Origin of the sequence: Mycolicibacter sp. MU0102 (assembly GCF_963378105.1) — a bacterium.
Taxonomy (GTDB): Bacteria; Actinomycetota; Actinomycetes; order Mycobacteriales; family Mycobacteriaceae; genus Mycobacterium; species Mycobacterium holstebronense.
The window spans coordinates 3,665,780-3,683,192 of record NZ_OY726398.1; the positions used below are offsets into that span (position 1 = coordinate 3,665,780).

The 17,413-nt window shown below is 67.5% G+C and carries 19 protein-coding genes; 8 read left to right on the forward strand and 11 right to left on the reverse strand.

Features of this window, described 5'->3' with window-relative positions:
• A complete protein-coding gene (locus tag RCP37_RS17255; RefSeq protein ID WP_308484223.1) occupies positions 1 to 657 on the reverse strand; it encodes a L,D-transpeptidase family protein in 657 nt (218 codons plus the stop codon).
• 71 nt (positions 658 to 728) lie between these two features.
• Positions 729 to 1,262, reverse strand: a complete 534-nt coding sequence (locus RCP37_RS17260; protein WP_308484224.1) for an HAD family hydrolase — start codon at positions 1,260 to 1,262, stop codon at positions 729 to 731.
• A 197-nt stretch (positions 1,263 to 1,459) separates the two neighbouring features.
• Here RCP37_RS17260 and RCP37_RS17265 point away from each other — a divergent pair, with 197 nt between their 5' ends.
• The gene (locus tag RCP37_RS17265) at positions 1,460 to 2,110 is read left to right on the forward strand and encodes a response regulator (protein ID WP_308484225.1); all 651 of its coding nucleotides are present in this window, start codon (positions 1,460 to 1,462) and stop codon (positions 2,108 to 2,110) included.
• Positions 2,111 to 2,154: 44 nt separating this feature from the next.
• Complete coding sequence (locus RCP37_RS17270) at positions 2,155 to 3,357, forward strand: GAF domain-containing sensor histidine kinase (protein ID WP_308487133.1); 1,203 nt, start codon at positions 2,155 to 2,157, stop codon at positions 3,355 to 3,357.
• Positions 3,358 to 3,361: 4 nt separating this feature from the next.
• Here the strand turns inward: RCP37_RS17270 and RCP37_RS17275 are convergent, their stop codons facing one another.
• Positions 3,362 to 3,880: a MarR family winged helix-turn-helix transcriptional regulator gene (locus tag RCP37_RS17275; RefSeq protein ID WP_308484226.1), complete on the reverse strand. Its 519-nt coding sequence runs from the start codon at positions 3,878 to 3,880 to the stop codon at positions 3,362 to 3,364.
• Between the two features lie 150 nt (positions 3,881 to 4,030).
• On the opposite strand from RCP37_RS17275, the gene RCP37_RS17280 reads away from it, so the two are divergent.
• The gene (locus RCP37_RS17280; protein WP_308484227.1) at positions 4,031 to 5,083 is read left to right on the forward strand and encodes a type III polyketide synthase; all 1,053 of its coding nucleotides are present in this window, start codon (positions 4,031 to 4,033) and stop codon (positions 5,081 to 5,083) included.
• Positions 5,084 to 5,092: 9 nt separating this feature from the next.
• Here the strand turns inward: RCP37_RS17280 and RCP37_RS17285 are convergent, their stop codons facing one another.
• Positions 5,093 to 5,311, reverse strand: coding sequence for a sigma factor-like helix-turn-helix DNA-binding protein (locus tag RCP37_RS17285; RefSeq protein WP_373693050.1), 219 nt, complete (start codon positions 5,309 to 5,311; stop codon positions 5,093 to 5,095).
• 113 nt (positions 5,312 to 5,424) lie between these two features.
• Between RCP37_RS17285 and RCP37_RS17290 the strand changes: the two genes are divergently transcribed.
• The 3 genes from RCP37_RS17290 to RCP37_RS17300 all read left to right on the forward strand — a co-directional run bounded on the left by RCP37_RS17290 (position 5,425) and on the right by RCP37_RS17300 (position 9,419).
• The gene (locus RCP37_RS17290; protein ID WP_308484228.1) at positions 5,425 to 6,033 is read left to right on the forward strand and encodes a TetR/AcrR family transcriptional regulator; all 609 of its coding nucleotides are present in this window, start codon (positions 5,425 to 5,427) and stop codon (positions 6,031 to 6,033) included.
• Between the two features lie 150 nt (positions 6,034 to 6,183).
• Complete coding sequence (locus tag RCP37_RS17295; RefSeq protein WP_308487134.1) at positions 6,184 to 6,924, forward strand: ABC transporter ATP-binding protein; 741 nt, start codon at positions 6,184 to 6,186, stop codon at positions 6,922 to 6,924.
• Positions 6,921 to 9,419: an ABC transporter permease gene (locus RCP37_RS17300; RefSeq protein ID WP_308484229.1), complete on the forward strand. Its 2,499-nt coding sequence runs from the start codon at positions 6,921 to 6,923 to the stop codon at positions 9,417 to 9,419. The genes RCP37_RS17295 and RCP37_RS17300 overlap by 4 nt, the downstream gene beginning before the upstream one ends.
• Before the next feature lie 24 nt (positions 9,420 to 9,443).
• On the opposite strand, the gene RCP37_RS17305 is transcribed toward RCP37_RS17300, so the two are convergent.
• The 7 genes from RCP37_RS17305 to secY form a co-directional block, all read right to left on the reverse strand.
• Positions 9,444 to 9,935 (reverse strand): hypothetical protein, encoded by a 492-nt coding sequence (locus RCP37_RS17305; RefSeq protein WP_308484230.1) that lies wholly within the window; start codon positions 9,933 to 9,935, stop codon positions 9,444 to 9,446.
• Entirely contained in the window at positions 9,932 to 10,615 is a 684-nt protein-coding gene (locus RCP37_RS17310; protein ID WP_308484231.1) for a class I SAM-dependent methyltransferase, read from the reverse strand. Before RCP37_RS17310 ends, RCP37_RS17305 begins: the two co-directional genes overlap by 4 nt.
• Entirely contained in the window at positions 10,602 to 11,192 is a 591-nt protein-coding gene (locus RCP37_RS17315) for a DUF4389 domain-containing protein (RefSeq protein ID WP_308487135.1), read from the reverse strand. The genes RCP37_RS17310 and RCP37_RS17315 overlap by 14 nt, the downstream gene beginning before the upstream one ends.
• An 82-nt stretch (positions 11,193 to 11,274) precedes the next feature.
• Entirely contained in the window at positions 11,275 to 12,507 is a 1,233-nt protein-coding gene (locus tag RCP37_RS17320) for an FAD-dependent oxidoreductase (protein ID WP_308484232.1), read from the reverse strand.
• A gap of 61 nt (positions 12,508 to 12,568) precedes the next feature.
• Positions 12,569 to 13,372: a type I methionyl aminopeptidase gene (map, locus tag RCP37_RS17325; RefSeq protein WP_308484233.1), complete on the reverse strand. Its 804-nt coding sequence runs from the start codon at positions 13,370 to 13,372 to the stop codon at positions 12,569 to 12,571.
• Positions 13,372 to 13,923: an adenylate kinase gene (locus RCP37_RS17330; RefSeq protein WP_308484234.1), complete on the reverse strand. Its 552-nt coding sequence runs from the start codon at positions 13,921 to 13,923 to the stop codon at positions 13,372 to 13,374. The genes map and RCP37_RS17330 overlap by 1 nt, the downstream gene beginning before the upstream one ends.
• A complete protein-coding gene (secY, locus tag RCP37_RS17335; protein ID WP_308484235.1) occupies positions 13,920 to 15,251 on the reverse strand; it encodes a preprotein translocase subunit SecY in 1,332 nt (443 codons plus the stop codon). The genes RCP37_RS17330 and secY overlap by 4 nt, the downstream gene beginning before the upstream one ends.
• A 314-nt stretch (positions 15,252 to 15,565) precedes the next feature.
• Here secY and RCP37_RS17340 point away from each other — a divergent pair, with 314 nt between their 5' ends.
• Positions 15,566 to 16,489, forward strand: coding sequence for a class I SAM-dependent methyltransferase (locus RCP37_RS17340; protein WP_308484236.1), 924 nt, complete (start codon positions 15,566 to 15,568; stop codon positions 16,487 to 16,489).
• Positions 16,490 to 16,494: 5 nt separating this feature from the next.
• The gene (locus RCP37_RS17345; protein WP_308484237.1) at positions 16,495 to 17,403 is read left to right on the forward strand and encodes an SAM-dependent methyltransferase; all 909 of its coding nucleotides are present in this window, start codon (positions 16,495 to 16,497) and stop codon (positions 17,401 to 17,403) included.
• The last annotated feature ends 10 nt before the right edge of the window (positions 17,404 to 17,413 follow it).

Consider the following 17,413-nt stretch of genomic DNA (forward strand, 5'->3'; position numbering starts at 1 on the left):
CTACTTCGCGATCGCCATCACTGCGCCCGGCCGTAGCCAGCCGATGATCTTCACCAGCGTGGCGTCATCGATGGCCACGCAGCCCGCCGTCGGCCCACCGTCGGTGGTGTGAAAGAAGTAGGCGGAGCCGTCACCGGGGGTGCGGGTTTTGTTGACGCCGATGACCACCGCGTGCCGATACTGCGGGATGTTGAGGTTCTCGCTGGCCGACGTGTTGAACGGACACTGGGCTTTTTTGCAGACCTGCATGGTGTTGTAGGTCGGGCTGCCCGAGTCGCTGTCCCACCAGTGGTCGGATCCGACCTGCACATACGGCAGTCCCCCGCCAGGATTCGGCGCGGTGCCGAACGCCGAATCGAGCGTGTAAAACCCCATCGGGGTCGACGGCTCGCCTTCCTTGGTCTCTCGCGTGATGCCTGCGGAGCCGACATGTGCCGGGATCCCGGCCGCGATCGCTTCCCAGCCCGCGGCAGTCCGCTGATAGACATCGATCTTGGCGGTCGAATGACCAACTCCGACAACCGAAACCACCTGGGTAGCGTTGCCGACCGCATTCCCGAACCACGGTTCGACGACCGCCGCGGCCAGCGGCGCGGTCACCGACGTCACGCCCATCGCGCACAGCGCTGCGCACAAAAGAACCACCAGTCGACGCACCACAGCATGGTCGGTGACCGGAGGGGTCAGCGTCAAACAATGGTCATGGCGCGGCGTAACCAGCGCCGAGATCAACCTGCTTCGCGGCAGCTGAACCGGGCGACCACCCGCTGCGCCTGCAACTCCCGGCAGCCGTTGGCCAGCAGTCCGTCGTAACGGCTGGAACCCGCGTAGATCGCCGGCAGTCCGATCGCGGCTGCGGTGCGGGCCCCGGACTCGTAGCCGGCGATCACCAGCGCCTCCCCGGCCACAATGCCAAGCTCCCACAGCGCCAGCCGGTAGAGCTCGGCGTCCCCGGCGGGGCCGGTCAGGTCGTCGGCGCTCACCACGGTCTCGGCCATGCCGTCACCGATCAGTTCCCGCACCCGCTCCTGCACCCAGGCACGCGGGCCAGCGCCGACCACCGCGATCCACAGACCGGTGGCGAACAGGCTCAACACCAGGTCCACCAGGCCCGAGCGGGGTTCGCCGTCGGCGTCGGCGAGTGCGTCAAGATCGAAGATCACCGCTTGTAGGGGGTAAACCTCGGCATCCGGGTGCGCCTGGTCCCACCAGAACGGGCGGCCCGGACCGGTCCATGTCGCGAGTTCAGTTGTGATCTGCATAACAGACACCGTGCCGGAAAGAGGCGCGGGTGTCCTCCCCCATTGGGGGGATCTGGGCGGGGTAATCACCGCCGGGTTCATCGGCGGTCCCAACTTCGCCTCTCCTCCGCCGTCCCTACGGGCCGACTCCGTCGAGCCTCGCTGAACCGCCCGGTTCATTCGGCGGTCCCAACGTCGCGGGGCCCTATTGTCTTGCTATGCCCGTGCGCCTGGTCCTCGTCGACGACCACGAGATGGTGATCGAGGGCCTGCGGGCCATGCTCACCGCGTTCGCCGACCGGATCGAAGTGGTCGGCCAGGCGATCAACGCCGAACAGGCCATGGCCGTGATCGCCGACACCGACCCCGACATCGTGCTGTGCGATGTGCGGATGCGCGGTGAGAGCGGCCTGGACCTCTGCCTGGCGCTGCGGGAACGCGACCCGGAACGCAAGGTCGTGATGCTCTCGGTCTACGACGACGAGCAGTACCTGTTCGAGGCGCTGCGCGTCGGCGCGAGCGGTTACCTGCTCAAGAGCATCAGCAGTGACGACTTGGTGCATCAGATCGAGTTGGCCCACCGCGGTGAGACGGTGATCGACCCCGGACTGGCAGCGCGGGCGGCCGGCACCGCCGCACGACTGCAACGCGACGAGTTCTGGCCCGGCGCCCGCCAGGGGCTCACCCAGCGAGAAAGTGAGATCCTGGCCTACATGGTCAGCGGGCTGTCCAACCGCGGGATCGCCACCAAGCTGGTGATCGGCGACGAGACGGTCAAATCTCACCTCCGCTCGATCTACCGCAAACTCGGGGTGTCCGACCGGACCGGTGCGGTGGCCACCGCGCTACGCGAAGGCATCTACCGGTGAGCTCCACCAGCGGGCCGCGCTCCCGCCCCCGCAAGACCACGGCGGTGCGGGATTTCGTCGACGCCAACCACGAGCTGGCGCTGCTGCGGGAGCTCATCCAGGCCGCCTCCAGCGGGCCGGGCGTGGAGCCGCTGGCCGCCGCGGCGGCGCGGATGATCACCGCGGCCACCGGCACCGACGTCTGCTTCGTGCACGTCCTCGACGACACCGAGCGCTCGCTGACCCTGACCGGTGCTACCCCACCGTTCGACACCGAGGTGGGCAAGATCCGGCTGCCGCTGGGATCGGGGGTCTCGGGCTGGGTGGCGCGGCACCGCGAGCCGGTGGTGATCAGCGACAACAAGGAGGCCGACTCGCGCTACCTGCCGATCGAGTCGCTGCGTGGGCGCGACTTCACCTCGATGGTGTCGGTGCCGATGGAGACCGATCCGGGCGGGCTGGTGGGTGTGCTCAACGTGCACACCGTGACGCGCCGCGAGTTCACCCCCGGCGACGTCGAGTTGCTGCGGGTGATCGGCCGGCTCATTGCCGGTGCCATGCACCAGGCCCGGCTGCACCGGCAGCTGGTGGCGCGTGAACGTGCCCACGAACTCTTCGTCGAGCAGGTGATCGAAGCCCAGGAGATCGAGCGGCGCCGGTTGGCCGGCGACATCCACGACGGCATCTCCCAGCGGCTGGTGACGCTGGCCTATCGGCTGGACGCCGCTGCCCGCGCGGTCGGCAATGACCCGGACGAGGCGTCGACGCAGCTCGAGGCCGCTCGTGAACTCGCCGGGCTGACCCTGCAGGAGACCCGGGTGGCGATCAGCGGGCTGCGGCCACCAGTGCTCGACGATCTGGGCCTGTCCGGTGGCCTGGCCAGCCTCGCCCGGTCGATCCCGCAACTCACGATTGAGCTGGACCTGGCCGAGACCCGGTTACCCGAGCACATCGAGCTGGCGCTGTACCGGATCGCGCAGGAGGGCCTGCAGAACGTGGTCAAACACGCAGCCGCGACGACGGTGCGGCTGGGATTCGCGATCACCGCCGACCCCGACACGGCGCGGCTGGAGATCGTCGACGACGGGGTGGGTTTTGACACCTTCGAGCACCCCGTGGGCGGCGACGAGATGGGCGGCTACGGGGTGCTGTCGATGGCCGAGCGCGCCGAGCTGGTCGGTGGCCGGCTCAACATCCGGTCGCGCCCTGGAGCGGGCACCGCCGTCATTGCCACGATCCCGATCCCGTCCCCCGCCGCACGCGCGTGAATCGCTAGAAGTCCCCGGCGTTGCGCCGCAACGTCTCGATCGCCGAGGACAACGTCCGCGATTCCTGAACCGACATACCGATGTCGGCGAACACCTCACGGTTGAGGCTGAGCGTGGCGTCCGCAACGGTGGCGCGACCCAAGTCGGTGATCGACACCAGCGTGGTGCGGCCGTCGGTGGGGTGCGGCAGCCGCTCGACCAAGCCGGCCGCCTCCAACCGCCGGATCGCGTGCGTGACACTGGTGACGTGGACCTGTAGCCGGTCGGATGCCTTGGTGATCGGCAACTCCCCAGAGCGGCTGAACGCCAGCAGCCGCAGCAGCTCGAATCGAGAGAAGCTCAAGTCATAGGGCCGCAGGGTCGCCTCCACCCGCGCCAGCAGGATCTGGTGGGCGCGCATCACCGATGTCACCGCCACCATTCCGTCGGCGACCTCACCCCAGCCTGCCCGCTCCCAGTTGGCGCGGGCCAGCGCGATCGGGTCGGCTGGGGCAAGATCGCCGGAGGAACTGGAAGCTGCCACGCCCTTTTCTTACCGCACCGCGCGCCACCGTCACGTCGGTGTGCGGCAATTGCCACCCCGGTGCCGGTGGCAGAACGCGAAGGCAGAGGTCGGAAGGTTCAGCGCGGTAGCGGAATTGAACCGTTGAGCGCTCGGCAACGTGACACCAACATGACCCCCTCTTCGCCTTCGCTTGCTGCGGTAGCCGTTGAATTCCCGCCGAACCGCTACAGCCAAGAGGAATCGGCCCAGGCACTGGGCGATTTCGCCGGCCCTGAATTTCGGCGGTTCTTCGAGGCCAGCGGCGTTGCATCGCGCCATCTGGCGTTGCCGCTGCCGCGCTACGGCGAGCTGAGCGGTTTCACCGAGGCGAACGACACCTTCATCGAGGTCGCCTTGGACCTCGGTGAGCAGGCCCTACTGGCGGCCCTGGATGCCGCGAAGGTCAAACCGGCCGACGTCGACGTGATGGTGTCGACGACGGTGACCGGGCTGGCCGTACCGACACTGGAGGCCAGGTTGGCGGCCAGGGTGGGGCTGCGGCCCGACGTCAAGCGAATCCCGCTGTTCGGCTTGGGCTGCGTCGCGGGCGCTGCCGGAGTGGCTCGGATGTACGACTATCTGCGTTCCTACCCCGACCAGGTGGCGGCGTTGCTCGCGGTCGAGCTGTGCTCGCTGACCATTCAGCGCGACGACCGTTCGATGGCCAATTTCGTGGCGGCCAGCCTGTTCGGTGACGGCGCGGCCGCCGTGATCGCGACCGGGGCGAACCGGCGCCCGCTCCGACCGAAAGCGCCGAAAGTATTGGCCACCCGCAGCCGGCTCTACCCCGACACCCAGGACGTAATGGGCTGGGACATCGGCACCAGCGGCTTCCGGATCAAGCTGTCCGTCGAGGTCGCCACCGTCGTCGAGAAGTATCTGGCCGAGGATGTTCGCAACTTCTTGGCCGACTGCGGGATGACCGTCGACGACGTGTCGACCTATGTCTGCCATCCCGGTGGACCGAAAGTTATCGAGGCGGTCCAGGACGTGTTGGAGCTGCCTGCCGATGCGCTGGATCGAACCCGAACGTCGTTGCGCGAGAACGGGAATCTGTCATCGGTCTCGGTACTTGACGTGCTGCGGGCCACCATGACCGATCCGCCGCCGCCGGGCTCGTTCGGACTGATGATCGCGATGGGGCCGGGATTCTGCTCCGAACTCGTACTGCTTGGCTGGTAGCCCGAGGTATTACCGGTTGATTCCGGCCCTCGGGAGACCGGCCCGCAATGCGCACAGCGCCTCGTGCAGCTCGCCTTTGACCGTGTCGTCACCGATACCGAGATCCGCGGCGATCTGCGCTGTCGTCCAGCCGAGGTAGTAGGACCGGTAGATCACGGCGCGGTACCGGCCCGACAACCGGGCCAGTGCACCTTTGACCTGGTCCGCACTTCCCGCCGACGGCACCATCCCGTTCCGCCTCCGACCCGGTACACCTAGCCATCCTTGTAAGGACCGATACAACTACACCATAGATGTATCTCGCGCGACATTTCTATCTTTTTGTCGCTATCCTTTGAGGCGTGCCCGCCGTGCCGAATTTTCAGGCCGAGGTCCGGCAGATGCTCTACAACCGGATCCTCGACGCGGCCCACGCGCTGGTCTGCGCCGAGGGGTGGCAAGCGGTGAACATGTCGCGCATCGCCGCCACGGTCGGCATCAGCCGGCAGGTGCTCTACAAGGAGATCGGCGCGAAGCAGGCGCTGGGCGAGGCCTTGGTTCAGCGTGAGACCACCCGGTTCATCACCGGCGTGATCACGGCCATCCAGTCCCACCCCGACGACATCGCCGCCGGTCTGGCCGCCGGCGCCGCCTTCACCCTTCGCGCCGCCGCCGACGATCCCCTGGTCACCGCGACGCTGACCCGCGAGAACCAGGCTGAGGCGGGCCTGACTCCGCTACTCACTGTGGGACCGACGCCGATCCTGGCCGGTGCGGTCGAGGCCATGGCGGCCGCGGTCCGCTCGTCCTACGACCTGCCCGATGCCATCGATCGGCAGCTGAATTCGATCGTCGAGGTCGATGTCCGGCTGACGCTGAGCCATCTGCTGCAGCCGATGGGCGGCATCGACGATGCCGTCCGCCAGATCCACAGCACCTTGCGTGCGCTGTTCGACGCCGCGGCGTCCTAGGCATCCATGGGTGCAATTCCCGGCAACCCGGTCCCCACGCTGAACCACAGAGCCTCGCCAAGCGTGTCAAGGATCAGAACCCGCGGATAGGGAGTGACGCCCTTGCACACCGATCTTCGCCTTCACCGGGATCAGTCGCGCCCAAGTGAGCTGACCATCGAACTACGCGACGTCGTCCGCGAGTACCGGATCGGCGGCCAATTGGTGCGCGCACTCGACCGGATCAACCTGCATCTCACCGGCGGCCAGTTCGTGTCGATCGTCGGGCCGTCGGGCGCGGGCAAGAGCACGCTGTTACATCTACTCGGGGCACTGGACTCCCCCGACAGCGGTTCGATCGTGTTCGACGGCGCTGAGATCGGCCGGCTCGGGGACGAGCAGGCGTCGGCGTTTCGCCGGCATCGGGTGGGGTTCGTGTTTCAGTTCTTCAACCTGCTGCCAACCCTGTCGGCGTGGGAGAACGTAGCCGTTCCCAAGCTCCTCGACGGCAGCCGACTGGACAGGGTCAAGCGCGATGCGATCGAGTTACTGGGGCGGGTCGGGCTCGGTAACCGGGTCGAGCACCGTCCGGCGGAGCTGTCCGGCGGCCAGCTGCAGCGTGTCGCGATAGCCCGGGCCCTGATGATGGATCCGTCGCTGATCCTCGCCGACGAACCCACCGGAAATCTCGACTCCGCAACGGGCGCTGCGATTTTGCGGCTGCTTTCCGAAGTGGCGCACGAGGGCGGCCGCTCCCGGATGGTGGTGATGGTGACCCATGACCGCGATGCCGCGGCAGCCACCGACCGGGTGATCAGCCTGCAGGACGGCCGGGTCGGTTCCGACAGCGGGTCGCCGCGCGATGAACACCGCGGATCGTCACGCAATGGACGGGCGACGGTCCGGCGATGACGTCGGCGATCGCCGCCACCGCGAGCCGACTTCGGCTGTTCAGTCTGCGCGAATTGGCCGTACACCGGCGTCGTACCGTCGCCACGGTCACGGTCATGGCCGTGTCGGCGATGTATCTGGTTGCGGTGCTGGGCATCTTCGGGTCGATCACCGGTTCGGTGAATCGGCTCTCCGACGGGATCGCCGGGTTCGCCTCACTCGAAGTGTCCGGCGTCACCGATGCGGGATTTCCCGACTCGCTGGCGGCCGAGGTAGCCCGGGTTCCCGGCGTCGCGACCGCGGCGCCGCTGATCCGGGCGACCACTCCCACGGCCACCGGGACAATCCTGTTGTTCGGCGCGGATGCCAGCAGCGTGGCCCTGGCCGGCGCGCTGGCCGATGCGCTGGCTCATCCGCCGACGGGGCCATCGCCGACACCGAGCGGCGTGCAGGTCGGGCCCGGGGTGGGCCATGGCAAAGGCGACGGATTCCGGCTGGGCACGACCTGGGTCACGGTGACGCAGGTGCTCACCGGCAAGCATCTCGCCGACCTCAATGGCGGCAACTACGTGCTGGCCCCACTTGCCTTGGCGCAGAACATCACCGGACGCGCTGGCCAGCTCGATTCGATACTGATCACCACCAAGCCGGGCACGGACCCGGCCGCGGTGCGCACCGCGGTGACCTCCGCCGTCAACGGGCGAGCGATAGTCGCCGAACCACGGATGCGCGCCACTCGCGCCGGCGACGGCGTCAAGCTGATGAACTACATGGCGCTGATGGGCGCGGCGGTTGCGTTGGTGGTCGGCGCGTTCCTGGTCTACACCACCATGACCATGGCGATCGCTCAACGCCGCCCGGCCATCTCGACACTGCGCGCGATCGGGGGCCGCCGCTCCACCATCGTCACGGACCTGATCGGTGAAGCCGCCGCCCTCGGCGTACTAGGCGGAGCCTTCGGCGCGGTCTTAGGAATATTCCTGGGCCACTTGGCTATCCGCCGACTGCCCCCGGCCATCACGCAGGGACTCGAAGCCCGGGTCGAGTACTGGCTGCCCGGCTACGCACTGCCGGTCGCAATAGCCGCTACGGTCCTCAGCAGCGTGACCGCGGCGGCCATGGCGGCGCGGCAGGTCTACAAGGTGTCGCCGATCGAGGCGTTGGCGCCGGTCGGGGCCTCCGCCGCCGACACCGTGCCGCGCCGGCTGCGCACGGTGACCGGAGTCGTGGCCGTCGCGGTGATCACCGTGTCGTTGTTCATCATCGCGGGCCATCGCGGCACCACCTCCCTGGCGGCGATGATCGCGGTGTTCTGCGCCGAGATCACCCTTGGCTTTGCCCTCACCGCGTCCCTGGTCACCGCGGCGGCCGCTGCGGCCCGGACCTTCGGAAAGGTCGGCGCGGTCGGGGCCGCGACCATCGAGCGTGCGCCGCGGCGGGTGTGGGCCACCGTGATGACCGTACTGATCGCCGTGGTCACCACCGTGGTGATCACCGGTACCGACAACGACATGATCTCCTCGGCGCGCGCCATCTTCGCGCCCGTGGCGGGAGTCGACGTGTGGGTCAGCGCGAACGCTCCGGACAGCTTTCCCACCGACGCTCTGCCACAGGGCCTGGAAGATCGCGTGGCAGCGGTACCGGGGGTAGACCGGGTCAGCCCGGGCGCCTACGGATTTGCCGTGATCGGTGGCACCCGGGTGATGCTCGACGGATTCTCCCCCGGCTCGGCCGATCCGCTGTTTCGCGCACTCGGTGACCAGACGCGCCGCGATGTGCTCGACGGCCGGGGCGTGGTGCTGTCGCAGAACCTGGGCACCGCCCTGGGCGTACGGGTTGGCGACGAGTTGCAACTGCAGACACCGCGCGGCCCTCGCCAAGCGGCGGTGCTGGCGCTGGTGCCGTACTTCTCGACGGTCATCGGAACCGTCGGGATCGGCCTCGACCAGCTACGCGCCTGGTTCGATCGTCCGGCAGTGACCACACTGCAGGTGACCGCCGCCGATGGGGTCGATCCGGCGCGGCTGCTCGCCGACATCCGCCGAGTGGTCCCCGAGCCGAACTACGTCTACGACGGGCGAACCGCCCTGGCGGGCCTCGAAGCACCGCTGCGCCAGAGCATGGTGATCGCCAACGCGGTACTGCTCATCGTGGTGTTCGTCGCCGCGGTGGCCTTGTTCACCACGTTGACCCTCTCGGTACTCGAACGTCGCCGCGAGATCGGTGTGCTGCGGGCTATGGGCGCCGATCGCCGCTTCACCGTGCAGATGGTGCTGGCCGAAGCGGCCGGCATCGGTGTGATCGGCGGCCTGGTGGGGCTGGCGATCGGCCTGACCGATCAGTGGCTCTACAGTCTGGTCAGCGCCGAGATCATGAATTTCACCGTCACGTTCCAACCGAGCGCGGTGGCACCGGCCTACGCCGTGGGCGCGGTGGCGATCAGTCTGCTCGGCTCGGTGCCGCCCGCACGACGAGCCGCGAGGCTCAACATCATCGACGCGGTCGCGAGCGAATAGGGCGGAATCGCTATCTCGACTGCCTCAGACGAGACCGAGCTGGATGAGTTCGATGAAGAACTCGGCGAAAGGGTCCGTAAACGGCAGGGAGAACGAGAAGTCCAGATCCGGATTGTCCGGAACGATGAACGTATTGACCGTCTCCCCGGCCACCCCGATACTCGCTGCCCCGAACCCCAGGTTGTCCTCCGGATCGGTTCCCGACGTGAGAATGTCGGTGAACAGCGACGTCTGAAGGACGACCGCAACGTAGTTGTCGTCGGACGGGTCCCCAGCCGAGGTGAGGGTGAACAACCCGAAATCGGTGGTGTGACTGATGAAGTCCGGGTCGTCGACCACGGTGGACAGAGCGGCACCCGGGTCTCCGAAGTCACCGAAGAGCCAAGAGTCGGCGCCCATACCGCGGCCACCCCCGTCGGCGTAGGCCGGAGTACCGATCGCCAACGGGACTAGCCCGGCGGCCAAAGCCGCGCCGACACCTACGGCCGCTCGGCGGCTCGCAATTGTTCTACTCATGGTGGGAACTCCAATCTCTCGACGTTACCTAGCCCACGTTCACGCCTGATCGGCGGTTCACGCAGCACAGTGGCGAACCCCTGCAGCTGCGGTGTGCACGGCGGCGGTACCGGAGTACGTCGAATGCTGGACAGACCGGTGGTGTCGAATCCTGCTGCGGCGATAGCGTCGATGGTCCGGCGGTTCGGCCGGCAGCCGGACGCCAGCCATGCCCACGGCTCCGCGATCAGGTCTTGGAATCGACCCATCGCGCCGTCACCGCGGACATGCTCAAGCACCACCAGCCGGCCCCCTGGGGCCAGCACCCGGCGAATCTCAGCGAGGGTGGCATCGACGTCGTCGACCGAGCACAGCACGAGACCGACATGTACCGAATCGAAACTGTTGTCCGGGAAGGGAATCGACTCACCCACTCCATCGACGATATCCACCGCGATGCCGTGGCGGCGGGCGATCGCGGCGGCCATCCGGCGCATCGCGGGCTCCGGTTCGATGGCCGCGACCGACGTCACCGCCGCGGGCAGAAACATCAGGTCCGCACCCGGCCCGAGGCCGACCATCAGCAACCGGCCCATCGCGTGGCTCATGGCCGTCCGACGGTACCGGCGATAGAACAGCCGGTCGAAGAACGGCATTCCGAGCCGATACACGTACGGGAACAGCGGATTACGGCGCGCCATCGCTCCCCCACAGCTTGCCCTGATCCAGCCGGAAAGGCGGATACTCGTCACTCATCAAGGAGACGTAGACAGCCACACGGTAACGCCACCGGACGATCCCCAACAGCAGATCTGACATGCCGGTCGGGATCGTTCCGGTGACCAACAACGCCACCGCGTTGATCACGCAGAGCAACTGCAGCGCAGGCTCCAGAGCCCAACACATCAGGATCTGCGGCAACCCCAACAACCACCACTTGATCAGCACCGTCCGGCGCTCGAGCCGCTCGGGATAGTCGACCTGCAGATCGGCCGGATAGTCGGGCCGAGACGCCAGGGTGAACGGCGGGAATCTGTCGGTGCTGTTCATCGGAAACCGGTAATTCATGACGCGCCACGACCAGCGCAGCACGCCCACGTTGAAGTCGAAGATCGGTCGCGGGTATCGCCCGGTGATCGCAATCGCCACTCCGGCAACAAAGGTCAGCGGCACGTAGGCCAGATACAGGGCGATCAGGATCGGGTAGTGCGGGGTGGCCAGCACGCACCATTTGATCAGCCAGAGCCAGCGCGACGGACTGTCGAAGTCACCGCGCACCCGCACCGGATCGGCCGGTGCCGGCGCGACGGGGCGAGCGACCACATTTTCATGCGTGGGAAGCGACATTGGCCCGCCCTCCTCAGTGACTGTGATCTGTGGTCTGGCCGGCGGTGTGATCGATGTCGGCCAGCCCGAGGCCGCGGTTGATCTCAGCCGACATCCGGCGATGACTGACTGAGCGCAAAAACATGGTCATCCCCCAGGTGTGCAATCGATCCGGGATGTACGCCGCCGGCCGCAGCACCAGCTCACTGTGCGACAGCTGCAGCGCCGTCACCCGCGATACCGCCGCCACTTTGCGGCGGCGAGTGTTCTCATACCAGCGCAGCGCGCGTCCCAGATCGCCATGCGACGGTGCCGACCGGAGATCCGCGAGCGCCTTGCACAGCACCATGGTGTCCAGCAGCGCCTGGTTGGTTCCCTGCGCCATGGTGGGCGGCATGGTGTGCGAAGCGTCGCCGATCAGGGTGACCGCCCCGCGGCCTGAGCCGGGAACCGGATGACGAAAGTGTGGGTAGGGCGATCCGGCCAGGTCGTCGTCGGTCAAGGCGGCCAGCACGCGATCGACCGGCGCGGACCACCCGGCGAACTGTTGGCGGATCATGTCGATCGGGGATGCCGGCCGAACGAAATCCGGCGACCATGGCAGGTCGAACCACCACTGCAGCTCAGTGCCACCGGCCGGCCACAACCCGAGGTTTCCGTGCTTGCCGACGACCATTAGTGCCACCCGCTTGTCGGCGACCAGGCCGGGGAGGCTGACCAGGCCCTGCCAGCTGCTCCAGCCGGTCGGCTGGGCTGGTGGCGCGTCGGTGAGGTCCCGCACCATCGAATGCAGCCCGTCGGCGCCGATCAACAGATCCCCGCTGACGGAGCTGCCGTCGTGGAAATCGACGCGCACTGCGCCGTCGGTAGCGCTCATACCCACCGCGCGGGCGTTGCACCGGATGCGTTCGGACGGAAAGTCCTCCAGCAGGCGTTCCAGCAGGACCCGGCGCGGAACCATCCGGACCGGTGCGCCCAACCCCCGCTCCATCGCTGTCATGTCGAGCGTGGCCAGCGGGCGCCCGGTGGACGTCGTCACCTGGACCGCAGCCAACGGCTGACCGGCTCCAGCCATGTCCACGCCCAGCTGCCCCAGCACCGTCGCGCCGTTGGACCAGATGGTCACGGCACCGCCGCCGGCCTGAAGGTGCGGCCGCTGCTCGAAAACGGTGACGTCGTGACCGTCACGCACCAGTCCGCGAGCAAGCGAAAGCCCCGCCACGCCCGCGCCGACCACGAGGATGCGCAAGGCTGATGGCGCGTTCAAGGCTCGCACCTTCACCGTGGTGACACGGTTCAGCGAGGCCTTTGGTTCATTCCCCTACGAATCAGCCCGCAGCTGGGCTGGTCAGAATCCTGGGTCCGTCCTCGGTCACCGCAACACTGTGCTCCCAGTGCGCGGCGCGCGACCCGTCGGCGGTGACGACGGTCCACTCGTCTTCAAGGATCACGGTCTGGTCGGTTCCCAGCGTCAGCATCGGCTCGATGGCCAGCACCGAGCCCGCCACCAGCAGCGGTCCGCGGCCCGGCGATCCCTCGTTGGGCAGGAAGGGGTCCATGTGCATCTGGCGGCCGATACCGTGGCCGCCGTAACCGGCAACGATGCCGAAAGAGCGCTTGAACTCCGTCGACGCGGCCCGGGCGCCCATTTCGATGGCGTGTGACACGTCGCTGAGTCGGTTGCCCACCACCATCGCCGCGATGCCGGCCTCCATCGCCTGTCGGGTCGCCGCGGACAGGCTTTCGTCGGCCGCGCTGAGCGTCCCGATCCCGAAGGTGACCGCGGCGTCGCCGTGCCAGCCGTCCAGGATCGCGCCGCAGTCGATGGACACCAGATCGCCGGCCGCCAGCACCTCGGCCGCCGTCGGGATGCCGTGGACCACCCGGTCGTTGACCGAGCTGCAGATCGATGCCGGGAAGCCGTGGTATCCCAGGAACGACGGCGTGGCGCCCGCGTCCCGGATCACCGATTCGGCGATTTCGTCCAGTTGCAAGGTCGAGACGCCGACGGCCGCTGCTTCGCGGACTGCGGCCAGCGCGGCGGCGACGACGGCGCCCGCCGCAGCCATCGCGTCGAGCTCACCGGGGCTGCGATGCGGCACCGCTTTGCGCCGCTTCGGCAGTCCGATCACTACTGTCCCAGGGCGTTCAGGGCGCGGCTAAACACCTCATCGAGCGTGCCGAGCGCGTCCACCACGTGCAGCTCGTGCTCGTCCTGGTAGTAGTCCAACAGCGGCGTGGTCTCCTCGCGGTAGACCATCATGCGGTTGTGGATGACATCGGCGGTGTCGTCGGCGCGGCCACGTTCCTTGAGCCGCTTGAGCAGTTCGCTCTCGGTGACCCGGAACTCGAGCACCGCATCCAGCTTGGTCTGGCGACGCTCCAGCATGGTGTGCAGTGCCTCGGCCTGCTCCACCGAACGGGGGTAGCCGTCGAGGATGAATCCGTTGGCGGCGTCGGGCTGATCGAGCCGGTCGTCGACCAGCGCGTTGGTGAGCTCCGGCGGCACCAGGTCTCCGGCATCGAGGTACTGCTTGGCCTGCTTGCCCAGCTCGGTGCCCTCGGCGATGTTGTGGCGGAACAGATCGCCGGTGGAGATCTGCGGGACGCCCAGCTTCTCCGCCAGCTTCGCCGCCTGGGTGCCCTTGCCGGCCCCCGGCGGTCCCAGCAGTACGACTCTCACTTGAGGAACCCTTCGTAGTTGCGCTGCATGAGCTGGCTCTCGATCTGCTTCACCGTGTCCAAACCGACGCCGATCATGATCAGCACCGCGGTGCCGCCGAAGGGCAGGTTCTGAACGGTGCCCGAACTGCCCATGTGCAGGAACAGGTTGGGCAGCACCGAGATGACGCCAAGGTAGATCGAGCCAGGCAGCGTGATCCGGCTGAGCACATAGCGCAGGTAGTCCGCCGTCGGGCGTCCCGGCCGGATGCCCGGAATGAAGCCGCCGAACTTCTTCATCTCGTCGGCCCGCTCGTCGGGGTTGAACGTGATCGACACGTAGAAGTACGTGAAGAAGATGATCAGGCCGAAGTACAGCGCGATGTAGACGAAGTTGGACGGGTCAGACAGGTAGGTGCTGACGAACTTGTCCCACCAGCTGTTGCCGGGGCCGCCGCTGCCACTGTGGACCAGCTGGGTGATCAGCTGCGGAATGTAGATCAGCGACGAGGCGAAGATGACCGGGATAACGCCGGCCTGGTTGACCTTCAGCGGCAGGTACGTCGACGTGCCGCCGTACATGCGCCGGCCCACCATGCGCTTGGCGTACTGCACCGGGATACGGCGCTGGCCCTGCTCCACGAAGACCACGCCGACGACGATGGCCAGTGCGGCCAACAGGACCATGGTGAACACCACGGCGCCGCGGGAGTCGAGGATGGTCTTGCCCTCGATCGGAATACGGGCGGCGATACCGACGAAGATCAGCAGCGACATGCCGTTGCCGATGCCGCGCTCGGTGATGAGCTCGCCGAGCCACATCACCAGCACCGCCCCGGAGGTCATCACCAGCACGATCACCATCAGGGTGAAGATGCTGTGGTCGGAGATGATGTCGTGGCGGAGGCTGCAGGTCTGCAGCAGTCCGCCGTTGGCGGCCAGCGCCACGATGCTGGTGGCCTGCAGAACGGCCAGCGCAACCGTCAGATAACGGGTGTACTGCGTCATCTTGTTCTGGCCGGACTGGCCTTCTTTACGCAGTTCCTCGAAGCGCGGGATCACCACGGTGAGCAGCTGCACGATGATGCTGGCGGTGATGTAGGGCATCACGCCGATGGCGAACACCGTCAGCTGCAGCAGTGCGCCGCCGGAGAACAGGTTGATCAGTGAGTACACCTGGGCGGCATCGCCACCGCTGACTTCCTTGATGCACTGCTGCACGTTCTGGTAGTCGACGCCGGGCGACGGGATCGCGGCTCCCAGCCGGTACACCACGATGATGCCCAGCGCGAAGAGGATCTTGCGCCTCAGGTCGACCGTCCGCAGCGCTGAGATGAAAGCCGAGAACACTCTTCTCCTCCTGCGCAGCCGAGGTCCGGTCGCGGCGTTCCAATGGGCTGTTGTGTCCCAGCCCCGGTTAGTCCTGGGTTAGTCCTGCGTTTTCGCGTCCACGGGCCGGCCAGCTATGACAAGGCCACGCGTGTCCTAGGCGCGTCAGCAGTCTACGAGAGTAACAGCTGCGCACGACGGGCCGGGCGGGCGTTGGCGGCACTGCCAGCGCGCGATCAGCGTAGCGGCGTACAGTCGTCGATAGCTCGTTAAATACGCTAACTAACTTCCCGGCGGCACTCGACCGGCAGAGCTAGATAGATAGGAGTGCGCACATGGCACGTACCGATAACGACACCTGGGACCTGGCCTCCAGCGTGGGCATCACCGCCACCGGCGTGGCTGTGGGCCGCGCGATCGCCAGCCGGGCCGCCCATCCCCTGATCAACGACCCGTTCGCTGAGCCGCTGGTGCGTGCCGTCGGCCTGGACCTGTTCACCAGATTGGCCAGCGGTGAGATCGCCCCGGAAGACTTCGGCGACCAAACCCCGATGGACATGGCCCGGATGGCCGACAACATGGCGGCCCGCACCCGGTTCTTCGATGACTTCTTCGAAGATGCGGGCGCCGCCGGCATTCGCCAGGTCGTCATTCTGGCGTCCGGACTGGACTCGCGTGCCTACCGGCTGGACTGGCCGGCGGGCACCGTCGTCTATGAGGTCGACCAGCCCGAGGTGATCGAGTTCAAGACCCGCGTACTGGCCGAGCAGGGTGCGCAGCCCACCGCCGAGCGGCGGACCGTCTCGATCGACCTGCGTGAGGACTGGCCGGCGGCGCTGCGGGCGGCGGGCTTCGACCCCGCCCTGCCGACGGCCTGGAGCGCGGAGGGACTGCTGGGTTACCTGCCCCCGGACGCGCAGGACCGGCTGCTGGACACCGTCACGGCACTGAGCGCACCGGGCAGCCGGATCGCCACCGAGAGCATGCCGGGCCTGGACGCCGACGCCGAAGGACAGGCCCGCCGGCGCATGCAGGAATCCGCGGAACGGATGCGCAGCCACGGCGTCGACATCGACATGGCCGAACTGCTCTATTTCGGGGACCGCAACGAAGCCGGTAGTTATCTGGCCGACCACGACTGGTGGGTCGACAGCCACGACGTCGGCGCCTTGTTCGCCGAGTACGGGCTGCCACCACTGGATGTCGACGACGAGCCCGGCTTCGGCAAGCTGGCCTACATCAGCGCGATTCGGGGCTGAGGGCCATGGCACGCACTGAGAACGACAGCTGGGACCTGGCCTCCAGCGTGGGCACCACCGCCACCATGGTCGCCGCCGCCCGCGCGCTGGCCACCGCGGAAGCCGAGCCGATCATCTCCGACCCCTTCGCGGCGCCGCTGGTGCGGGCGGTCGGGATCGACTTCTTCACCAAGATGGTCGACGGCACGCTCGACCCGGCGGTGGCCGCCGAGGCCAAGTCCGCCGCCGAACCGATGACCGCCGTGATGGCAGTGCGCACCCGGCTCTTCGACGATTTCTTCGGCCAAGCCGCAGACGCCGGCGTCCGGCAGTCGGTCATCCTGGCCGCCGGACTGGATTCGCGGGCCTACCGGCTGGGTTGGCCGCAGGGCAGCGTGGTCTACGAGATCGACCAGCCGGACGTGATCGAGTTCAAGTCCCGCACGCTGGCCGACTTGGGGGCCCGGCCGACCGCCGATCGCCGCGCGGTGGCCGTCGATCTGCGCGACGACTGGCCGGCTGCATTGCGCGACAGCGGTTTCGACCCGACCAAGCCCACCGCGTGGAGCGCTGAGGGTCTGCTCATCTATCTGCCGCCGGATGCGCAGGACCGGCTGTTCGACCACATCACCGCGTTGAGCGCCCCGGGCAGCCGGGTGGCCACCGAGTACCACCCCGACGGCGCGGCGACACTGAGCGACTCGAACCAGTCACTGGGCCAGCGGTTCGCCGACCAGGGTCTGGATCTCGACATCGCCACCCTGGTGTACTCCGGCGAGCGAAACCCGGTCGGGGCATACCTGACCGAGCGCGGGTGGCAGGTCCGCGAGCGCGGCCGAGAGACCGTGTTCGCCGACTACGGTCGTACCTTTCCCGACGGTGACATCGTGGCCCGGCTGCGTAATTCGGTTGCCATCGAGGCGATTCGGCTCTAAACCGCACTCC